This window comes from Rhizobium sp. P32RR-XVIII, assembly GCF_012641395.1.
Classification (GTDB): domain Bacteria; phylum Pseudomonadota; class Alphaproteobacteria; order Rhizobiales; family Rhizobiaceae; genus Rhizobium.
Map to the genome: position 1 here is coordinate 81630 of NZ_JABAIH010000002.1, position 17473 is coordinate 99102.

Sequence of the window (17473 nt, forward strand, 5' to 3'; positions counted from 1 at the left end):
TCCTTAATGCCGAAACGCCTGGTCCTGTCCATGGCTCTCCTGAGCCTTGCCTCCGCCGCCTTCGCTGTCGATCCCGCCATCAAGAAGCAGCTCGAGAAGCTTGATCCTGCCACTCGCCTCGAGCAGAGCTGCGATACCGAGGCGATGAGCCGCATCAACAAGGACAAGACCGGCTTCAGCCCAGACAAGGTCATCGCCTACACCTTCAAGGACCCGGTCCTGACAGAAGACCGCCTCGAAGCCCCCGGCGCCGTCTTCCGCAGCAAGGGCGACTGGTATCATCTCTCCTACTCCTGCATCACCGGCCCGAAGCACATCAATGTCCGCGAGTTGCAGTACGAGATCGGCAAGAAGGTGCCGAAGGATAAGTGGACGAAGTATTACCTCTACGATTGAATAAGCCCGTTCCCTCATTCCTGTGCTTGTCACGGGAATCCAGCCACGGCGCGTCTGCGTCGTGAAATGACTGCTGTTTCTTGAATGAATCGCCACATCAAGGATTTGGCGCCCAGGAAACGCGGCCATTCGCATCTGGGGCACTTGATATACGCGCGACTCGTTTTGTGGTAGTTTTGCTGCCCGAGGATGCTTCATACGCTCGGCGGGGATCCCGTGGCCGTTGCGTAGGTTTTACGAGCTCATCTTACCTGCATCTCTGTTGTCTACCTAATTCGGCCCGTCATATCGAAAAGGGGGAACTGTGATGAACAGGAGAACCTTTTTACTTGCTTCCCTTTGCGTCGCCACAATGCCGGGGCTGGCGATGGCGAACGAAGACCCCAGAATTGAAGACTGGCGCGTTTTCGAGCGTCTGGGCAACCTCTTTCGAAAAATTGCAAGATCATCTGGCGATGCGATCGCCGACGGGGTCCCCAAGGAGAGGTTTTCCAAACATCTTGAAAGGATGGGGAGAACCATGGTCGCGCTCAAACGAGCGACAAAGATGGGATACGTCGATGTAACCGAGCCGTGCGACGACACAAAGATGCCGAACAGGCATCGTGTCTACGCCCGTGGGCTCGATGAGTTGCAGTATCTGTGTAATTTTCTGGAGGCGCTCGCTGCCCAGACGGAGGTGCTTGCCAGCTATCTGAGGTCACCGGATTTGACCGACGAGGCCAGGAAAGTGGCAGACGAACTCTACGGTCTGGTCGACAAGCGAAAAGCTGCGATTTATCGAGTGGGCGGTTTCTGCTCGATGACTGGCCAAGAAAGATCCAGGTTTGCCATGGAAATGCAGCAAAGCGGTGGTTTCGAGGAAGGCGCAGGGGGAGCGCTTGAAAGCCTCATGATTGAGTTCGAATAGCTTCTTCCAACACTTTTACGCTAACAGCGCAGGATTTCTGTAACGGGCACAGGGATGAGGTGCTGCGGGTGACGGCGGCATCAGGCCGCATGGCCGCGGCGGGCGGCAAGGCATAAAGCCTTTCTATCGAGATATTAGAAACTGACTTTCCATGATCCGCATCCTCCTCGTGCCCGTGCTGCTTGCAACCTCCGTCTCGGCCGCCTTCGCGGCCGCTGTCGCTCCTGCCGCGATGCCTGTGGCTCCTCCCGCCTCGCCGAAGATCGCGGCGCCGAAGCTGGTCGAGCCACATCTGCATATCGTCCGCTCCGGTGCGTCGAGCCATCCGCGCATCGCGCTCACCTTCGACGCCTGCATGGGCAAGGCGGACGACCGGATCATCTCGACGCTGGTAAAGGAGCGCATTCCGGCAACGATTTTCGTCACCGGGCGTTGGCTGAAGCGCAATCCGCAAGCGCTCTCGGTCTTTCTGCACAATCCCGATCTCTTCGAGCTTGAAAATCACGGGCAGAACCATATTCCGGCCGTGGATAAGCCCGTCTCGATCTACGGCATCGCCGCCGCCGGCTCGCCGCAGGCCGTCAGGCAGGAGGTAGAGGGCGGTGCCGACGCGATGCGCGCTGCCGGAATTACGCCGCCGCACTGGTTCCGCGGCTCGACGGCGAAATACGATCTTTCGGCAATCGCCGAGATCCGCGCGATGGGCTATCGCATTGCCGGCTACTCGGTGAACGGCGACGGCGGGTCGCTTCTCGGCGCTTCGATCACCGAAAAGCGCATTGCCTCGGCGAAGGACGGGGATGTCGTCATCTCCCACATCAATCAGCCGACCCACGCGGCAGGCGAGGGCGTCGCAAAAGCGCTTCTTGATCTGAAGGTCAGGGGAGCCGAATTCGTCCGGCTGCAGGATGTCGCAGACATGGGCGACGACAGCACGACGCAGTAATACTCGGCGTCCTCAGGCGCTTTGCCATCACTTCGGCAATTGCGGCTGCACTTTCTCCTCGATGAAGAGTTCGTCGACGATCGCCATGACGATCAGCGACAGAGGAAGCGCAAGCATCGCGCCGACCGCGCCCCACAGCCACGTCCAGAAGATGATCGCGATGAAGATAAGGAACGGGTTGATCTCCAGCCGCCGGCCCATCACCGCGGGGAAGATCAGGTTTTCCATCGCGAGGTGGATGGTGAAAAACGCGGCTGCCGGCAACAGGCCGGCGACGATGCCGTCGTGCGTGATGATGCCCGCAACCGCGACGGACAGGGTCATCACGGTGATGCCGAGATAGGGGATGAAGCTCGACAGGAAGGCGAAAAAACCCCAGAGGACCGGCGCCGAGAGCCCGCCGGCCCAGGCGATCACTGTCATCATGACGCCGAGTGCGGCATAGATGATCGAGGCGGTTGCGAAATAGAAGCCAAGCACCTGCTCGACCGAGCTGATGACGCGAATTGCCGCCAGGCGCTGTTGCCTCGTCCGGAAGGTCATGATGATCGTCTTGCGCAGATGAACGCGGCCGGAAAGGAAGAGCAGCAACGCCGCAAAGAAAATCAGCGTCTGCACGAGGGCCGGGGTCAGGTTTGCCGTCACCACATGCAGAACGCTGCCGGTGTTTTCGAGCAGCGCGTTGATCGACGTCGGCCCGCTCTGGAATGTTTCCGCGGTTATGTGCAGCCAGCGTATCCGTTCCAGATAGGGGATGATCCGGGTGATGGTCTTCTCGATGAAGGCGGGAGCCTCGTTGGCAAGCGTCGTCAAAGGTCCCGCAAGCGAACTGACGACAATGAAGATCACCAGCGCAACGGCGCTTGAAAGGATCACCGCGTTGGTGACGCGCGGTACGCCGAGCCTGCTCAGTTTCTCCGCCGCCATGCCCAGAATCATGCCGACCACGACGGCAAGCGTTACCGGAATGAGGATCAGCGACATCTGGTACAAGGCGGCGAGCCCAAGCATCAGGAAGATCCCGATGACCGCCCACGCCATGCTGATATCGAGGCCGTCTTTCTCGACGCGATGCGCGGGAGCCTGTGGCATCTCTTCGGCCGCGGCGGTCAGTGTCTCCGCCCAGGCGCTCGTCCGTCGCTCGCCAATCGCGATCTTTTTTGCCTGTTTCTTGATGCCATTGGCGATGCCCATCTATGGAATGTCCCCGGAAGCCGAATTGCCTCGGCACGAGAACGCGTCGGCGGGATGTTGGTTCCGGGGAGGGCGGCGCGGTCTGCGGCAGAACCTGCATCTCAAGCCGAAAGCGTCAGCCCGATACCCCAGGGGTCCTTGAGGAAGATGCCGCCGTCGCGCTTCTCGGTCTTGATCTCGAGCCTGTCGAGCGCCTGAACGGCGTTGTCGAGTGCTGCCTTGTCGTTGAAGCGCATCGTGAAGTCGGAAAGGCCAGTCATGCCCTCGGCGCGCGGGCCTGCTCCGCGGCTGTTCCAGATATTGGCTGCGACATGATGATGGTAGCCGCCGGTCGCGAAGAAGCTTGCGCCGGGATAGCGCGCCATCAGCTTGAGGCCGAGAACGTCGCGATAGAAGCCATCCGCTTCCGGAATGTCGCCGACCTGCAGATGGATGTGCCCGATCGCCGTGCCGTCCGCCATGCCGTTCCAGGCGTCCTCCGGCACGCTGTTGTAGAGCGCTTGAAGATCGAGGCGGTGGGTCGCCATCTCCACTTGGCCGTCCTGATGAAACTTCCAGACGTCGTGCGGCCGGTCGGCATAGATCTCAATGCCGTTGCCTTCGGGATCGGAGAGATAGATCGCTTCGCTGACAAGATGGTCCGAGGCGCCTTCGAGCTGGACATTATTATGCGCTGCCTGACGGAGCCAGCGGGCAAGTTCCGCCCGGTTCGGCACCAGGAAGGCCGTGTGGAAGAGGCCAGCCGCATTTCGCGGCCCGATCTGCGCATTGCCGGCGGTCGTCAGCGTCAGGAGCGGCACACCGCCGACGCCAAGCACCTCGCCGTTCGGCGCCTTCTCGATCACCTTGAGGCCAATTATCGACTGATAGAAGCTGGAAACCAGCGGCAGGTCTGCGACGAGGAGATGCGACTGGCTGATATAGGCAGGGCGCCTCAATGCATAAGAGGGTTCGGTCGTCATAGGTCTTTCTCCTGCCTTGGATTGGAAAGGCGCACCGGCACCGCTGCGCTGCCTGTCCCGAGGGGCAGGCAAAGGACGCGACGGCATTTTTGCTGGCGCATAAGCCTTCCCGCAAATCCACGCGGATTTACGGGATCATGCGCTGCGGCAAGGATGCCGCCCATAGCGAGGGAGGGGAGTTTTCGCCGGTGCATTCGCCTTCACGTCCCCTCGGCTGCTGTACTTGCACCCTCTATGCCGCATTTCGATTGTTCACAGAAGACCAGTTTTTGATGATGAAGCGTTCATCGCATGTTGACGATCGCTTGCGCGCGCTTGATCCTGCCTCGCGCGCCTTATCTATTCTAGATAGACAGGCTGGTAGGGGAGGCAATCATGTACAAGAAGATTATCGTCCCGGTGGAAATCGGCACGATTGAAAGGGGTGAGAGGGCATTCCGGAAGGCGGCGACGCTGCTCGATGAAGGCGGCGAGATCGTCCTGCTCAATGTCGTGCAGGATGTGCCCACCTACATCGCCGTTGACCTCCCGCCCCAATTGATCGAAAACACCATAGAGGACGGCCGCCAGAGGCTGGAACAGCTGCGGTTAAAGACCGGGATAGCGGCGATCGTCGAGATCGGCCGGGGTCCGCCGGCGCATGGCATCCTTGCGTCGGCCGAAGCGCACCGGGCCGACCTCATCATCGTCGCCTCGCATGTTCCGGATTTCTCGAACTATTTCATCGGTGCAACCGCTGACCGGGTGGTGCGTCACGCGAAATGCTCGGTGCTGGTGGACAGGTAGGATTAAAGGATTTTACCAAGTTTTACCGCAGCCGGCGTTGCCGTCTGTTGCGTCGCCGCTTGTTCAATGCGAGCATCGGCAAGGGAGGAAAACGGGTGCGCATGGATGGCCGAGTTCAACGGAATTCGCTGGGCTTATGACAAATACGAGCTGATCGCCGATGGCATCGTCCATGGCGTCGGCCTCGCGCTGGCGCTCGTGGGTGCGACCGTGCTGATCTTCTATGCCATGGTCTGGAGCTCCAACGGCCAGATCGCGGCGGCATGGATTTACGGAGTCGGCCTGGTACTGACGCTTGCCATATCCTTTTCCTACAATGCCTGGCCCGTCTCGCGCACCAAATGGTACCTGCGCCGGCTCGATCATTCGGCGATCTTCATCCTGATCGCGGCGACCTATACGCCGTTCCTTCAACGCGGAGCTGACGATCCGCTGCTCTTCGGCATGATGATCGGCATCTGGGTGGTGGCCGCCGTCGGCATTTTCCTGAAATGCGCGTTTCCGGGACGATACGACAAGCTCGCGATCCTGCTCTATCTCGCCATGGGCTGGAGCGGACTTCTGGTTGCCGACACTGTCGCCTCGCACATTCCCTTCGCTTCGACGCTCTTGATCATTATCGGCGGCGTGATTTATTCGGCAGGCGTGATCTTCCATATCTGGGAAAAGCTGCGCTTTCAGAACGCCATCTGGCACGGCTTCGTGGTTGCCGCCGCTGCGGTGCATTACTCGGCGGTGCTGACATGCTTCAGCATGAGCGCGTCCGGCGTCTGATCACCTGCCTCCTGGAGCCCGGCCTCGTCCCATCTCGTTAGCGCCGATTCGCGGTTTACATCGCCGGAGGCCGGGCGTATGCGCTTGGCCGAAACGAATTGGAATGGACCTGACATGACCGACGCCGTCCTCGTGCGCGACGCAACCGAAGCCGATCTTCCAGTGATCCGCGACATCTACAACCACGCCGTCGAACACACGACGGCGATCTGGAACGAGACGCTCGTCGATCTCGAAAATCGAGCCGAGTGGTTCAGGGCGCGAAAGGCGAAGGGCTTTCCGGTTCTGGTCGCGGAAAAGGCGGGGCAGGTCGTCGGCTACGGCTCCTACGGCGACTGGCGCGCCTTCGACGGCTATCGCCATACGGTCGAGCATTCGGTCTATGTCGACAAGGATTGTCGCGGAGGCGGCGTCGGCAAGCTTCTGATGCAGGCGCTTATCAAGAGGGCGGCGGAAAACGGCATTCACGTCATGATCGCCGGGATCGAGGCGGAGAACGTGGCCTCGATCCGCCTGCACGAAAAACTCGGCTTCCGCGTCGCCGGCACCTTCTCCGAGGTCGGCACCAAGTTCGGCCGCTGGCTCGATCTCACTTGCATGGAACTCAGGGTTTTGAAGTGAGCCTCGTCGTTCTCACGGGCGCATCCGGTTCCGGCAAGACGGCGATCGCAAAAGCCGTTGACCTGCGTCACAGTGAGGAATTCGACGTCCGCTATTTCGATAGCATCGGCGTTCCGCCGGTCGAGGAGATGATCGCCGAACACGGTTCGCCCGCCGGATGGCAATACGCAATGACCGTCGAATGGATGACACGCCTCGCGGCTGAAATGCAGCCGGAGCGCCCCGCGCTGTTCGAAGGGCAGATGCGGCTTGCTTTCCTCAAGGATGCCGCCGCGACGGCTGGGATTGATTGCCTGCCTATCCTCGTCGATTGCGACGACGAGACGCGCAGAACTCGTCTCATCGTTGACCGTAGCCAGCCGGAAATCGCAGGCGCGGATATGATGAACTGGGCAGCCTATCTTCGCCGCGAGGCTGAGGAGGCGGGCTGCGAGATACTAGACACCTCAACACTGACGCTTGACGAGGCCGTTGCCCGGGTCGTTGCCCGGCTAAGGGCATAAAGTCCGCACCGCCTCGTCTTCGCAATCATTTCCCCGGCTCGAACACCATCGAATGGCCGTTGATGCAGTAGCGCAGGCCGGTTGGCGGCGGGCCGTCGGGGAAGACGTGGCCGAGATGCGCCTCGCAGGTGCCGCAGCGAATCTCGGTGCGCACCATGCCATAGGCGGTGTCGCGGTGCTCGGTCACGGCATTCGGCGAGACTGGCTCGAAATAGCTCGGCCAGCCGCAGCCCGCATCGAATTTGGTGTCAGAGCGGAAAAGCGGGGCATTGCAGCCGACGCAACGGTAGAGCCCGGTCTCGAAGCTATCCCAATAGGGGCCGGTAAAGGCGCGCTCCGTACCGTGCTGGCGCGTGACGCGGTATTGCTCGTGCGTCAGCTGCTCTTTCCACTCTGCATCGGTCTTCTGGACTTTGACGGTTCCGGTATCGGACATGAGGCTTACTCCTTTCGCGCCGGAGAGGCGATTCCGTTCGGCCAGAATGTGGTGCGCAACGCACAATGGATCAAGATAGGCCAGTTTACCTGGCAATATACTCAGCGGCTCTAATCCGAAATGATGATTTGATCTTGGCTGTGTGATTAACGTACTATTAATTATAACGGCTTTGCCGGCGGGGGATTTGAAGTGTTCGTTGATATTCTGCTCTGGGCCTATGGCCTGGGAGCCACGCTTTTTATGACCATGACCTTTCTGGAAGGCTGGGCCAATCACGACGGCTGGGGCCTGCGGCGGATGGCAGGCTTCGCCTCGTGCCTTCTCTGGCCGCTCCTGATTGTCGTCTTCGTGCTGCATGCCCGCCACGCGGCCGTGCAACAAACCCTTTAGCTATTCCGGCGCTCACTTACTTTTGCTCACTTGGGCGGCCGCTACCTTTGGTGGCGACGCTTCTGCAGTATGAAAGTGCATGATTGCAGTGGGCAGGTTCCGAAAACGCTTGAGGCTATCCGCCGATTGACCTAATTCTTCGAAACCATCCAGTTATCGCCGGGGCTCCGGGTTTCGTTTGAAGGAGGGGACATGGCCGGTGTCACTGGTCTGACATTTCTGGCCTTGTGCCTGCCTCTGCTCGGCGCCCTGATCTCTCCTTTCGTCATTCGCCGCCTCGGTGCGAACGGCGCCTGGCTGCTGGCGATGGTGCCGCTTCTGTCATTTCTGCACTTTCTCGGCTTCGTGCCGGAGATCGCCCGCGGCGAGGTCGTGACCGGCGGCTATGTCTGGGTGCCGAGCTACAATCTCAGTTTCTCCTGGTTCCTGGACGGCCTGTCGCTGACCTTCGCGCTGCTCATTACCGGCATCGGTACGCTGATCGTGCTCTATTCCGGCGGCTACCTGAGGGGGCATCCGGAGCAGGGGCGATTCTTCGCCTTCATCTGCCTGTTCATGGGCGCGATGCTGGGCGTCGTCATCTCGGACAGTTTCCTGATGCTTTTCATCTATTGGGAGCTGACCTCCATCACCTCGTTCCTGCTGATCGGCTTCGATCATGAGCGGGAAGCGGCGCGAAGGGCCGCCCTTCAGGCGCTCGTCGTGACCGGCGGCGGCGGACTTTGCCTGCTGGCGGGTCTGCTGCTGCTGTGGGATATCACCGGCGTCACGCAGATGTCGCTGCTTTCGCACTTCGGCGACGTCGTACGCGGCAGCCCCTTTTATCTCGCGACGCTCTTGCTGGTGCTCTGCGGCGCTTTCACCAAATCGGCGCAGTTTCCGTTTCATTTCTGGCTGCCGAACGCCATGGAAGCGCCAACGCCGGTTTCCGCCTACCTGCATTCCGCGACGATGGTGAAGGCCGGGGTCTTTCTTCTGATGCGCCTGAACCCGGTCATGGGAGAAACGCCTGCCTGGGAAATTCTGCTGCCCTTCTTCGGCGGCATGACGCTGGTTGCCGGTTCGGCGCTGGCGATTGCCCAGTCCGACCTGAAGCTGAAGCTGGCCTATACGACGGTCTCTTCGCTCGGCCTTCTTGTCCTGCTCACCGGCTTCGGCTCGTCATATGCCGTGGAAGCGGCAGTGCTCTATCTCGTGGCGCACTCGCTCTTCAAGGGCGCGCTCTTCATGGTCGCAGGCATTCTCGATCACGAAACCGGGACGCGAGACATTACGAAGCTCGGCGGACTTGCCGCCGCCATGCCGCTGACCTTCGCGATCGCGCTGCTTGCGGCGATCTCGATGGGCGGGCTCCCACCTGTCTTCGGGTTTCTCGCCAAGGAAGAGGTCTATGCCGCGCTCACCGGAGGCAACCTGCGCGCGGTGGTCTTCACCGTAATCGCCATCTTCGGCAATGTGCTGATGTTTGCGATCGCCTTTTCGGTCGGCTTGAGGCCCTTCATCGGCGCCGTCGGCGAAACCCCGAACCATCCGCATGAGGCGCCCGTTCTGCTCTGGCTCGGCCCCGGCGTGCTGGCGCTCCTCGGTCTGGCCGCAGCCCTCTTTTCCGGCTTCACGCACGGCTACGTCTCTTCGCCCATGGCTTCTGCCGTCCAGGGCGATGCGGTCAACGTCACGGTCTCCCTGGTGCCGCATCTTGGCCTGCCGCTTGCCCTCTCCATCGTGACCATCATGCTCGGGATGGCGACCTACTGGCAGATAGAACGCGCACGCGGCCTCATGGTGTCTTTCCTGGACGCGGCGGGGTCGGGGCCGGACCGCGGCTTCGACAGTTTCGTTGCCGGGCTCGTTCGCTTCGGCTGGCGCGCCACCCGCATCGTCCAGCCGGGCAGGCTGGAAATCTACGTGATCTGCACCTTTCTCTGTGTCGCGGCGATCCTCCTGCTAGTGCCGGCGCTTTACGGCGAATTTCCTGCCCTTCCTGCCTGGCCGCACGATGTGCAGTTTCATGAATGGGCGGTTTTCCTGCTTGCGGTGATCGGCCTTGCCGCTGTCCTTGCCGCCCGCGATCTTTTGACGGCGATGGTCTCGCTCGGCATCCAGGGCTTTTCGGTGGCGCTGATTTTCCTGCTCTTCGGCGCCCCGGATCTTGCCTTTACCCAATTCCTGGTCGAGACGCTGTCGGTCGTCATTCTGGCGCTGGTCATGACGCGGCTTCGCCTTTCGCCGACCGATCCGCGTCCGCTCAGCCAGCGACTTGGAGACAGCGCCGTCGCGCTCGCCTGCGGCCTTGGCTTTTCGCTCCTTCTCATGAAGGCCACGGAGGGGCCGTTCAGCACGGCGCTTTCGGATTTCTTCAACACCTATTCGAAAACCATCGCCCATGGCGCCAATGTCGTGAACGTCATCATCGTCGATTTCCGCGGCACTGATACGCTCGGCGAAATCGCCGTCGTCGCGATCACCGGCCTTGCCATCGTCGCCCTGATCGGGCTGCGGGCGGGGGCAGAGCGGAAGCTCGCCGCAAAGGATCCGGGCAAGCCGCGGGATCTGGGGACGGAGCGGCCATGAATACCCTCATCTTCCGCACCATGGCGCCGTTCCTCGTCGCGCTGATGCTGGTCTTTTCGGTGTTCATCCTGCTGCGCGGCCACAATGAGCCGGGCGGCGGCTTCATCGGCGGGCTGATCGCTGCCTCGGCGCTGGCGATCTACGGCATTGCCAACGGCGTTCCCGCGGTTCGCAGCGCGATCCGCTTTCATCCTCTGTCGATCGCGGGAGCCGGGCTCCTGATGTCGTCGGTCGCGGGACTCGCCTCGATTGCCGCCGGCGTTCCGTTCATGACCGGCCTTTGGGTCTATCCCGTAATCCTCGGGGTCGAGGTACCGCTTTCGACGGTCATGCTCTTCGATATCGGCGTCTATTTCGTCGTCGTCGGCGCGATCACCGCCATTGCTTTGGCGCTCGAGGAAAGGGAGGTGGAGTGATGGAGCCGCTTTTTGCGATCCTCGTCGGCCTCTTCTTTTCGGCGGCGGTCTATCTGCTGCTGTCGAAATTCTCGATCCGCATCATGCTCGGCATCGCGATCCTCGGAAACGCCGTGAACCTCCTGCTCTTTACCGCCGGCCGCGTGACCCGCGAGGTGCCGCCGATCATTCCGGCCGGTCTCGACACGCTGCCGGCCGGCGCCGCCAACCCGCTGCCGCAGGCACTGATTCTCACGGCAATCGTGATTTCCTTCTCCTTCCTCGCCTTCATGCTGGTGCTGACCTACCGGGCCTATCAGGATCTCGGCACCGACAACACCGATGAGATGCGGGTGGCGGAGCCCGACGATCCGCCGCTTCCGCCGCTGGGGTACTGAGGATGGCGATGAGAGTGATCGTGCGGATGCTGACCCCCCTCTGCCCTGGCGGCCTTCCGGGGTCGAGCCACGTGTCTCGACCCGCTCTTCGAGCCCCCCACAAGGGCGGAGATTGGTATGTTGCACGGTCCGCATATTCCCTCTTCTCCCCAGCGGGGAGAAGGTGGCCCGAAGGGCCGGATGAGGGGGTGAGCGCGGCATATGATGTCCGTCGCTTTCGCTCCAGACGCTCGCGGGCTACGCCGCTCGCCCCCCTCATCGCCTCGCTCCGCTCGGCACTTCTCCCCGCTGGGGAGAAGAGGAGGGCACTCTGAATGGCCGCGCCTGTCTCCGACCTCTCCGTCGCACTCGTCGCAGCGCCCGTGCCGATACACAATTGGCTGGTGATCCTGCCTGTTGCGCATTGTATCGTGCTCGGCGCACTGATGCTGGTGCTGCGCGTCCATGTGCGCCTGCACGCGATGATCGCCGTACTCGGCCTTGCCGCGCTGGTGCTGATCGATGCGGTGCTCTTGACCACGGTGGTCGATGGCGGCCCCGTCACGATGGTCATGGGGCGCTGGCTACCGCCTTTCGGCATCGCCTTCACCGTCGATCTCTTCGGCGCGCTGATGGCGCTTGTAGCAGCGATCGCTGCCCTTGCGGCGAGCCTCTATGCACTCTCCGACATCGATGCGGGCGGGCGGCGCTTTGGCTTCTTCCCGTTCCTGATGTTCCTGATGGCGGGCGTTACCGGAGCGTTTCTCACCGGCGACGTCTTCAATCTCTATGTCTGGTTCGAGGTGCTGCTGATTTCGTCCTTCGGCCTGCTGGTCCTCGGCTCGGAGCGCGAGCAGATCGACGGCGCAATGAAATATGCGGTGCTGAACCTAATCGGCACGACCCTCTTCCTCATCGCCGTCGGCTATCTCTACGCGATCTTCGGCACGCTCAACATGGCCGATATCGCGCTGAAGGCGGCCGGCCTGCGGGACGGAGCGCCGCTCATAACGCTGGCGGCGCTCTTCCTGCTTGCTTTCGCGATGAAGGCGGCGGCTTTCCCGGTGAATTTCTGGCTGCCGGCGTCCTATCATACGCCGCGCATCGTCGTCTCCGCGCTCTTTGCCGGTCTGCTCACCAAGGTCGGCATCTACGCCCTCATTCGGGTCATGGTGATGCTGCTGCCGGTCGAGCGAGAGGCATTGAGCCTGATGATCGCAGTCGTCGGCGCCGCCACCGTCATCGTCGGCGCGCTCGGCGCGCTGGCGCAGACCGACATCCGCCGCATGCTCGGCTATGTCCTCATCTCGGGCGTCGGCAACATGCTCGTCGGTGTGGCGATCGGCACGCCGGGCGGGGTCAGCGGCTCCGTCTTTTACGCACTGCACTCCGTGGTTCTGATGACGGCGCTCTATCTTCTGGCGGGGCAGGTGGCATGGCTCGGAGGCAGCTTCTCGCTTGCAGCGCTCGGCGGGCTCTATCGCGGACGCGGCTGGCTTGCCGCCGTCTCGCTGATCCTGTTTCTGGCCGCCTGCGGGCTGCCGCCGTTTTCCGGCTTCTGGCCGAAGGTGATCCTCGTCAAGGCGTCGCTCGATATCGGTGCGTGGTGGCTTGCCGCCGCCCTCCTGATCGGCGGTTTCCTGACGACCATCTGCTTCGGCCGTGTCTTCCTGCTTGTCTATTGGCGCCCGGCAAGCCGGCCGGTTGATACGGCCGCCATCGGCTGGCAATCGGCGCTGCCGTTGCTGGTACTCACCGCACTCGTCATCGGCTTCGGCGTCCTGCCGGAACAGCTCCTGTCGCTGGCGCAGGCGGCGGCCGGAAGCCTTGCCGACCCCGGCGCCTATATCCATTCTGTCTTCCCGGGAGGAACCGCGCCGTGACTGCCTTCCTCTTCAATCTGCTGCTCGCCATCGCCTGGGTCGCCGTCTCCGGCAGCGCCTCGCTGCATAATCTCGTCCTGGGTTTCGTGCTCAGCGCCGTCGCACTCGCCATCGTCCGCGAGGCCTTCGGCGGCAAGGGCTATCTTCGCCGCACGCGCCTCATCCTGTCATTGGCGCTGCTTTTCATGAAGGAGCTGACGCTCTCCGCCTGGGTGGTCGCAAGGACGGTGCTGAGGCCGAGGATGGACATCCGGCCCGGCATCTTCGCCTTTCCGCTGACCGTCGACCGCGATTTCGAGATCACGCTGCTTGCAAATCTCATCACGCTGACGCCGGGCACGCTCTCCGTCGATGTTTCGGCGGATCGCAAGACGCTTTACGTCCACGCGCTCGACTGCGCCGATCCGGAGGCGGTGAAGCGCGCCATCGCGAACGGCTTCGAACGCAAGATCATGGAGGCCTTCCGATGATGCCGCCGCTCGCCATCATCTCGGGGGCTGCGACGCTCACGCTCGCGATCCTCGGCATCGCCTTTGTGCTCACCGCCTATCGCGTCATCGCCGGGCCGACGCTGCCGGACCGCATCCTTGCGCTCGACACGCTGACCGGCATCGCCATCGGCTTCATCGCCGCACTTGCCGTCAAGACGCATTTCGCGCTCTACATCGACATCGCAATCGCGCTGGGGCTGGTTGGCTTCCTCGCCACGGTCGCCTTCGCCCGCTTCGTCTTGTCGCGCGGTGCGCCAGCGCCCGAGCCGCCACCCCCCGGGAGACCGGCAGACAAGCGAAAAAAAGAGACAAAGCGCAGGTCGGCAAAGAGACCAGGCGGGAAACCGGCAAGAAAGGCAGGATGATGGGATACGTGCTTGCCACAGCCATCGCGGTGCTGATGCTTGCCGGCGCCTTCTTCGCGCTTTCAGCCTCCATCGGTGTCGTGCGCCTGCCGGACCTTTATTCGCGCATGCATGCCGCTTCCAAGGCAGGCACCGTCGGCTCCGGTCTTTTGCTTCTGGCTGCCGGTTTCTCGTCCGGGGAGGTTGCAGTCTTTGCCCGCGCGGCCGTCGGCGTTGTATTTCTGCTGCTGACGGCTCCGGTCGCGGCGCATCTGCTGGCAAAAGCTGCGCGAGACACCGGACATAGGCTATGGGAATTTTCTGTTCGAGATGATATGGAGGGCCGATAAGAGTATAAATTTGACCAACGGAGCTGGATTAACGCAAATTTACGTATGTGGCAGCCAAACTAAAGTCGTATCTACGCCCGAAAATCTTACTCTTCTGTGAATTTTCAGTAGAAACGACACAAATAACAATTGGCCTCCGCGTAAATCGGTGCTAATTGAATTGTAAGTAGAGTTCGAATTTCGAACTAGAATCGTTGCCGTTATTCGTCCTCAGCTTTAATTTCCAATGTCTAATTAAGGTTGTGGTTAGAAAAACGCAGCGATTTTGACTCGTATTCGGACAGTATAAGAGCAGCTTTCGGTCTCAAGAATCTAGGGGTGGATTCGCGTTTTAGGACATGAAGCCAGGGTCTGGGCTTTTACTGTTTGCCTCTACGAAGACGGTCCTCCGCAAGGAGGGTCATTCACGCATGCGAACAGGAGAACGAAATATGACGGATACCGCGACCGGCAATGGGCCGGAATTGCTGGTAGAGCTGACAGCTGATATCGTAGCGGCATATGTCAGCAATCATGTGGTCCCGGTCAGTGACCTGGCCAATTTGATTTCCGACGTGCATTCCGCACTGAGCAACACGTCTGCACCGCAACCCGCCGCAGCCATCATCGAAAAGCAGAAGCCCGCCGTTTCAGTGCGCAAGTCAGTACAGGACGATCAGATCACCTGCCTGGAATGCGGCGGCAACTTCAAGTCTCTCAAGCGTCATCTCATGACTCATCACAGCCTCTCGCCGGAAGAATACCGCGAGAAGTGGGATCTTCCCGCCGATTATCCCATGGTCGCCCCAGCCTATGCCGAGGCACGTTCGCGCCTCGCCAAGGAAATGGGCCTCGGCCAGCGCCGCAAACGCGGGCGCGGCTGAGCCTGACGCTCCAGACGTAAGAGCCGGGGCAACCCGGCTTTTTGCGCGACTGCGAGAGGTTAAGGAAAATAATCCTATTTATTTTCAGAGCCTTGCCAAGAAAGCACCGCTGTAACACGAGAAAGTTGTTCGGCAGTGCTTTCCAGCCAGCTTTTTGGTCGCGTACATTATATGAATTAATTCCTATTTTGTTGGGAGTTTTCATATATGCCTATTGAAAATCCGCCTCTGCCGCGTCTTCGGCTCGAACTTGCCCTGCGGCCTCTCATCAGCGATGTCCCTCCCGCTTTCCAGGGCTACGCGCCGCCTTCTTCCACTCTTCCGATCGATGCGGTTTGCCGAATTGCCCAGGAGCTCACCACCGAGATGGTCATGCTCGTGGGCGGCAGACTTCTGGCGCGCCGAGACCGCCGGCGCACGCTCTGTCACGTCCGGCAGATCGCCATGTATGTTTGCCATGTGGCGTTGCAGATTCCCCATGACGACATTGCCGGCGCGTTCGGCCGCAATCGCTCCACGGTCGGTCATGCCTGCATGACCGTCGAAGAACGGCGCGAGGATGCCGCCTTCGACGACTTTGTTTCCGCCGTCGAACGGGCCGTCAAATCCATCTTTCGTTCCGCCGGAGGCGCTGCGCATGAGTGAAAGAACCGATGCTGGCCGCAAGTCTCTGGTTCGGCTGCTGAAATTTCTCGCGAAGGGGGAGGCGGCCGTGGAGCGCGGGGAGGGCGGTGAGCTGACGCTCCGGCACGGGGGAGGCACCCATGCGCTCCCGACGGCGCTTTTTGAGGAGGCCGTATCGCTTGGCCTCATCACTACGGCCGCGAGCAGCGTCCGTCTCGCACCACCGGCCCGCGCCTATCTGCGCCGTGCCGCGGCCGAACGCGAAGAGGCGTTTCTCGAACAGCATGGGGAGATTGCGCTTCGCGTCGCCGAGATCGATGGTGCGCGCCAGTCCGTGCGCGTCAACGAGGCCGAATCGCCGCTCGCCGCGCTGTCGCGACTGAAGGACAGGAGCGGCTCGCCCTTTCTGCCGAAGGAGGCGCTTGTCGCCGGCGAGCGGCTGCTTGCGGATTTCACGCGGGCGCAGCTTCAGCCGCTCGTGACATCCTCCTGGCAGCCCCGATTGTCCGGCCGCATCAAGGGCGAGCGCGGCGGCATGGCGGATCTTGCCGATAGCGCCGTCGCCGCGCGCATCGCCGTCAACCGCGCGATCGAAGCCATGGGACCGGAGCTCTCCGGTGTGGCTCTCGACGTCTGCTGCTTCATGAAAGGGCTGGAAACCGTCGAACGCGAACGCCAATGGCCGGTCCGCTCCGCCAAGCTGATGCTGAGAACCGCGCTGCTTGCGCTTTCCAGGCACTACGACCCGCCCCGCCGCCAGGCCCGCGTTCAGCACTGGGGCGCGGAAGGCTATCGGCCCGATCTGTGAAGTGCCGGGGCCGACGGCTGAAATCCCAAGGGCTTCAGCTTGCCGTCAGACCGGCGCCGCAGGGCTGCTCTGCCGCATTTGCCAGGCAAAATATGCGAGTGCCGCACCCACGCTGATGAGCTCGATCCCCAGCAGAAAGCCGACCAACCACAGGGCCGTCACCGGCAGGCTGCTCCACAGGATCAGCGAGAGAAGAATGCCGACCAGCCCGCTAGCCAGCACCCAGCCCCAGTTCGGGAGTGGCCGGATCGTCAGCGCGAAGACCACCTTGGAGATGCCCTCGATCATGAAAAAGACGATCAGAAGCAGGGTGATCGTCAGCATTCCTTGCGCGGGATCGCGCAGGAAAAGAAAACCGATCAGCAGGGCAAGGATCACCGAGATCAACTGCAGCCAGAAATGCGGCACGTGGCGCGCACCGAGGAGGCTCAAACCTTGCAGGACGCCGCTGATGATCAGCAGCCATCCTAAAAGGACGATGACCGCCACCGATGAAATCACCGGATAGATGATCGCGAGAACCCCCGCCGCCATCAGCAGGATACCTTGGATCAGATACCACAGTGAGTAACGCTTGACAGTCTGCCTCACGGCGTCGCGAAAGACCTCCGCCGCCGCATCCATCGACATCGACATGGCTTTTCCTCCCCGGCAATCCCCTCGCTTGCAGTCGCCCGACGGCTAAGCCTATGTCGGAGCGGCTACCCGATATTTGCTATTTTAGCACGAATTTGGCGGGTTCGTCAGGTGCTGCGGTTGCTACGCTGCGCCGCCCGAAAATTAAAGTTTAGCAACATTCGATGTTTCGCCATTGCGCCCCTGGCGGACCACCACTACAGAAGAGCC

General features: G+C 61.4%; 22 protein-coding genes. 18 read left to right on the top strand and 4 right to left on the bottom strand.

The features are described 5' to 3' along the window. The first annotated feature begins 6 nt into the window (after positions 1-6). The 3 genes from HGP14_RS05365 to HGP14_RS05375 all read left to right on the top strand — a co-directional run bounded on the left by HGP14_RS05365 (position 7) and on the right by HGP14_RS05375 (position 2252). Entirely contained in the window at positions 7-396 is a 390-nt protein-coding gene (locus HGP14_RS05365; protein ID WP_168828837.1) for a DUF930 domain-containing protein, read from the top strand. Positions 397-703: 307 nt separating this feature from the next. Continuing rightward, on the top strand, positions 704-1306 hold the full coding sequence (locus tag HGP14_RS05370) for a hypothetical protein (protein ID WP_168828838.1): 603 nt from the start codon (positions 704-706) through the stop codon (positions 1304-1306). 151 nt (positions 1307-1457) lie between these two features. Then, positions 1458-2252, top strand: coding sequence for a polysaccharide deacetylase family protein (locus HGP14_RS05375; protein ID WP_168828839.1), 795 nt, complete (start codon positions 1458-1460; stop codon positions 2250-2252). Between the two features lie 27 nt (positions 2253-2279). On the opposite strand, the gene HGP14_RS05380 is transcribed toward HGP14_RS05375, so the two are convergent. Then, positions 2280-3446 carry an AI-2E family transporter gene (locus tag HGP14_RS05380; RefSeq protein ID WP_168828840.1) on the bottom strand — a complete coding sequence of 389 codons (1167 nt, stop codon included), beginning with the start codon at positions 3444-3446 and terminating at the stop codon, positions 2280-2282. A 101-nt stretch (positions 3447-3547) separates the two neighbouring features. Beyond that, the gene (locus HGP14_RS05385; protein WP_168828841.1) at positions 3548-4408 is read right to left on the bottom strand and encodes a VOC family protein; all 861 of its coding nucleotides are present in this window, start codon (positions 4406-4408) and stop codon (positions 3548-3550) included. A gap of 375 nt (positions 4409-4783) precedes the next feature. Between HGP14_RS05385 and HGP14_RS05390 the strand changes: the two genes are divergently transcribed. From HGP14_RS05390 to HGP14_RS05405, 4 genes are all read left to right on the top strand, one after another. Further along, entirely contained in the window at positions 4784-5194 is a 411-nt protein-coding gene (locus tag HGP14_RS05390) for a universal stress protein (RefSeq protein ID WP_168828842.1), read from the top strand. A 105-nt stretch (positions 5195-5299) separates the two neighbouring features. After that, entirely contained in the window at positions 5300-5968 is a 669-nt protein-coding gene (trhA, locus tag HGP14_RS05395) for a PAQR family membrane homeostasis protein TrhA (protein ID WP_168828843.1), read from the top strand. A gap of 114 nt (positions 5969-6082) precedes the next feature. After that, positions 6083-6589, top strand: coding sequence for a GNAT family N-acetyltransferase (locus HGP14_RS05400; protein WP_168828844.1), 507 nt, complete (start codon positions 6083-6085; stop codon positions 6587-6589). Next, a complete protein-coding gene (locus HGP14_RS05405) occupies positions 6586-7092 on the top strand; it encodes a hypothetical protein (RefSeq protein WP_168828845.1) in 507 nt (168 codons plus the stop codon). The genes HGP14_RS05400 and HGP14_RS05405 overlap by 4 nt, the downstream gene beginning before the upstream one ends. 25 nt (positions 7093-7117) lie before the next feature. Here the strand turns inward: HGP14_RS05405 and msrB are convergent, their stop codons facing one another. Then, positions 7118-7528 (bottom strand): peptide-methionine (R)-S-oxide reductase MsrB, encoded by a 411-nt coding sequence (gene msrB / locus HGP14_RS05410; RefSeq protein ID WP_168828846.1) that lies wholly within the window; start codon positions 7526-7528, stop codon positions 7118-7120. Between the two features lie 192 nt (positions 7529-7720). On the opposite strand from msrB, the gene HGP14_RS05415 reads away from it, so the two are divergent. From HGP14_RS05415 to HGP14_RS05465, 11 genes are all read left to right on the top strand, one after another. After that, entirely contained in the window at positions 7721-7921 is a 201-nt protein-coding gene (locus tag HGP14_RS05415) for a hypothetical protein (protein WP_168828847.1), read from the top strand. A gap of 192 nt (positions 7922-8113) precedes the next feature. Beyond that, positions 8114-10492: a putative monovalent cation/H+ antiporter subunit A gene (locus HGP14_RS05420; protein WP_168828848.1), complete on the top strand. Its 2379-nt coding sequence runs from the start codon at positions 8114-8116 to the stop codon at positions 10490-10492. Then, positions 10489-10908 carry a Na+/H+ antiporter subunit B gene (locus HGP14_RS05425; protein ID WP_168828849.1) on the top strand — a complete coding sequence of 140 codons (420 nt, stop codon included), beginning with the start codon at positions 10489-10491 and terminating at the stop codon, positions 10906-10908. The genes HGP14_RS05420 and HGP14_RS05425 overlap by 4 nt, the downstream gene beginning before the upstream one ends. Further along, a complete protein-coding gene (locus HGP14_RS05430; protein ID WP_168828850.1) occupies positions 10908-11285 on the top strand; it encodes a Na+/H+ antiporter subunit C in 378 nt (125 codons plus the stop codon). The genes HGP14_RS05425 and HGP14_RS05430 overlap by 1 nt, the downstream gene beginning before the upstream one ends. 314 nt (positions 11286-11599) lie before the next feature. Next, the gene (locus HGP14_RS05435) at positions 11600-13147 is read left to right on the top strand and encodes a Na+/H+ antiporter subunit D (RefSeq protein WP_168828851.1); all 1548 of its coding nucleotides are present in this window, start codon (positions 11600-11602) and stop codon (positions 13145-13147) included. After that, complete coding sequence (locus HGP14_RS05440) at positions 13144-13617, top strand: Na+/H+ antiporter subunit E (protein ID WP_168828852.1); 474 nt, start codon at positions 13144-13146, stop codon at positions 13615-13617. The genes HGP14_RS05435 and HGP14_RS05440 overlap by 4 nt, the downstream gene beginning before the upstream one ends. Continuing rightward, entirely contained in the window at positions 13614-14003 is a 390-nt protein-coding gene (locus tag HGP14_RS05445) for a cation:proton antiporter (RefSeq protein ID WP_168828853.1), read from the top strand. The genes HGP14_RS05440 and HGP14_RS05445 overlap by 4 nt, the downstream gene beginning before the upstream one ends. Beyond that, positions 14000-14332 (top strand): monovalent cation/H(+) antiporter subunit G, encoded by a 333-nt coding sequence (mnhG, locus tag HGP14_RS05450; RefSeq protein WP_168828854.1) that lies wholly within the window; start codon positions 14000-14002, stop codon positions 14330-14332. Before HGP14_RS05445 ends, mnhG begins: the two co-directional genes overlap by 4 nt. Before the next feature lie 431 nt (positions 14333-14763). Then, entirely contained in the window at positions 14764-15195 is a 432-nt protein-coding gene (locus HGP14_RS05455; RefSeq protein WP_168828855.1) for a MucR family transcriptional regulator, read from the top strand. A 207-nt stretch (positions 15196-15402) separates the two neighbouring features. Continuing rightward, a complete protein-coding gene (locus HGP14_RS35400) occupies positions 15403-15840 on the top strand; it encodes a helix-turn-helix domain-containing protein (RefSeq protein ID WP_246704368.1) in 438 nt (145 codons plus the stop codon). Next, positions 15833-16627 (top strand): DUF6456 domain-containing protein, encoded by a 795-nt coding sequence (locus tag HGP14_RS05465; protein WP_168828856.1) that lies wholly within the window; start codon positions 15833-15835, stop codon positions 16625-16627. Before HGP14_RS35400 ends, HGP14_RS05465 begins: the two co-directional genes overlap by 8 nt. A 45-nt stretch (positions 16628-16672) precedes the next feature. Here the strand turns inward: HGP14_RS05465 and HGP14_RS05470 are convergent, their stop codons facing one another. Further along, on the bottom strand, positions 16673-17251 hold the full coding sequence (locus tag HGP14_RS05470; protein ID WP_246704369.1) for an HdeD family acid-resistance protein: 579 nt from the start codon (positions 17249-17251) through the stop codon (positions 16673-16675). Between the last annotated feature and the right edge of the window lie 222 nt (positions 17252-17473).

What these genes read in the sequence shown, in the direction of transcription:
- HGP14_RS05365 (WP_168828837.1), top strand. Translation starts at nt 7, where the DNA reads ATGCCGAAACGCCTGGTCCTGTCCATGGCTCTCCTGAGCCTTGCCTCC.
- HGP14_RS05370 (WP_168828838.1), top strand. Translation starts at nt 704, where the DNA reads ATGAACAGGAGAACCTTTTTACTTGCTTCCCTTTGCGTCGCCACAATG.
- HGP14_RS05375 (WP_168828839.1), top strand. Translation starts at nt 1,458, where the DNA reads ATGATCCGCATCCTCCTCGTGCCCGTGCTGCTTGCAACCTCCGTCTCG.
- HGP14_RS05380 (WP_168828840.1), bottom strand. Translation starts at nt 3,446, where the DNA reads ATGGGCATCGCCAATGGCATCAAGAAACAGGCAAAAAAGATCGCGATT.
- HGP14_RS05385 (WP_168828841.1), bottom strand. Translation starts at nt 4,408, where the DNA reads ATGACGACCGAACCCTCTTATGCATTGAGGCGCCCTGCCTATATCAGC.
- HGP14_RS05390 (WP_168828842.1), top strand. Translation starts at nt 4,784, where the DNA reads ATGTACAAGAAGATTATCGTCCCGGTGGAAATCGGCACGATTGAAAGG.
- trhA (WP_168828843.1), top strand. Translation starts at nt 5,300, where the DNA reads ATGGCCGAGTTCAACGGAATTCGCTGGGCTTATGACAAATACGAGCTG.
- HGP14_RS05400 (WP_168828844.1), top strand. Translation starts at nt 6,083, where the DNA reads ATGACCGACGCCGTCCTCGTGCGCGACGCAACCGAAGCCGATCTTCCA.
- msrB (WP_168828846.1), bottom strand. Translation starts at nt 7,528, where the DNA reads ATGTCCGATACCGGAACCGTCAAAGTCCAGAAGACCGATGCAGAGTGG.
- HGP14_RS05420 (WP_168828848.1), top strand. Translation starts at nt 8,114, where the DNA reads ATGGCCGGTGTCACTGGTCTGACATTTCTGGCCTTGTGCCTGCCTCTG.
- HGP14_RS05425 (WP_168828849.1), top strand. Translation starts at nt 10,489, where the DNA reads ATGAATACCCTCATCTTCCGCACCATGGCGCCGTTCCTCGTCGCGCTG.
- HGP14_RS05430 (WP_168828850.1), top strand. Translation starts at nt 10,908, where the DNA reads ATGGAGCCGCTTTTTGCGATCCTCGTCGGCCTCTTCTTTTCGGCGGCG.
- HGP14_RS05435 (WP_168828851.1), top strand. Translation starts at nt 11,600, where the DNA reads ATGGCCGCGCCTGTCTCCGACCTCTCCGTCGCACTCGTCGCAGCGCCC.
- HGP14_RS05445 (WP_168828853.1), top strand. Translation starts at nt 13,614, where the DNA reads ATGATGCCGCCGCTCGCCATCATCTCGGGGGCTGCGACGCTCACGCTC.
- mnhG (WP_168828854.1), top strand. Translation starts at nt 14,000, where the DNA reads ATGATGGGATACGTGCTTGCCACAGCCATCGCGGTGCTGATGCTTGCC.
- HGP14_RS05455 (WP_168828855.1), top strand. Translation starts at nt 14,764, where the DNA reads ATGACGGATACCGCGACCGGCAATGGGCCGGAATTGCTGGTAGAGCTG.
- HGP14_RS35400 (WP_246704368.1), top strand. Translation starts at nt 15,403, where the DNA reads ATGCCTATTGAAAATCCGCCTCTGCCGCGTCTTCGGCTCGAACTTGCC.
- HGP14_RS05465 (WP_168828856.1), top strand. Translation starts at nt 15,833, where the DNA reads ATGAGTGAAAGAACCGATGCTGGCCGCAAGTCTCTGGTTCGGCTGCTG.
- HGP14_RS05470 (WP_246704369.1), bottom strand. Translation starts at nt 17,251, where the DNA reads ATGGATGCGGCGGCGGAGGTCTTTCGCGACGCCGTGAGGCAGACTGTC.